This is a genomic window from Pseudomonas sp. CM25, assembly GCF_013179705.1.
Classification (GTDB): domain Bacteria; phylum Pseudomonadota; class Gammaproteobacteria; order Pseudomonadales; family Pseudomonadaceae; genus Aquipseudomonas.
Genome location: NZ_JABMCW010000683.1, coordinates 1 through 954 on the forward strand (window position 1 = coordinate 1; position 954 = coordinate 954).

Below are 954 nucleotides of genomic sequence, written 5' to 3' on the forward strand. Positions count from 1 at the left end.
GGGCAAATTCTCGACACCGACGCCATCGACAACCGCCTGAAGTCGCGCCACCCGTACAAACGCTGGCTGCGTCAGCACGCCACGCGCATCCAGGCGACGCTGACCGATGACCAAGGCGCGGCCAGCTACGACGCTGACCAGCTCAAGCAATACATGAAAATGTTCCAGGTCACGTTTGAAGAGCGTGACCAGGTGCTGCGCCCACTGGGCGAACAGGGCCAGGAAGCGGTCGGCTCGATGGGTGACGACACGCCGATGGCGGTTCTGTCGCAGCGCGTGCGTTCGCCGTACGACTTCTTCCGCCAGCAGTTCGCGCAGGTGACCAACCCGCCGATCGACCCGCTGCGCGAAGCGATCGTGATGTCGCTGGAAATCTGCCTGGGCGCCGAGCGCAATATCTTCCAGGAGTCCCCGGAGCACGCTTCGCGGGTAATCCTCAGCTCGCCGGTCATTTCGCCCGCCAAGTGGCGCTCGCTGATGAACCTGGAGCGCGAAGGCTTCGAGCGCCAGCTGATCGACCTCAACTATGAACAGAGCGTGGGCCTGGAAGCGGCCATCCGCAACATCGCCGACCAGGCCGAAGAAGCCGTGCGCGCCGGCAAGACCCAGCTGGTGCTGAGCGACCGCTACATTGCCCCGGGCAAACTGCCGGTGCACGCCTCGCTGGCCGTGGGTGCGGTGCACCACCGCCTGACCGAAAAGGGCCTGCGTTGCGACAGTAACATCCTGGTGGAAACCGCCACCGCCCGTGACCCGCACCACTTTGCCGTGCTGCTGGGCTTCGGTGCTTCGGCCGTTTACCCGTACCTGGCTTATGAAGTGCTGGCCGACCTGATCCGCACCGGCGAAGTGCTGGGCGATCTGGACGAAGTCTTCAAGTACTACCGCAAGGGTATCTCCAAGGGCCTGCTGAAGATCCTGTCGAAGATGGGCATCTCCACCATCGCCTCGTAC

General features: G+C 63.7%; 1 protein-coding gene. It reads left to right on the forward strand.

Translation table 11 applies throughout. The features are described 5' to 3' along the window. Positions 1-954 (forward strand): glutamate synthase central domain-containing protein (locus tag HP546_RS30680; protein ID WP_306126072.1); only part of this gene is annotated, 954 nt, incomplete at both ends.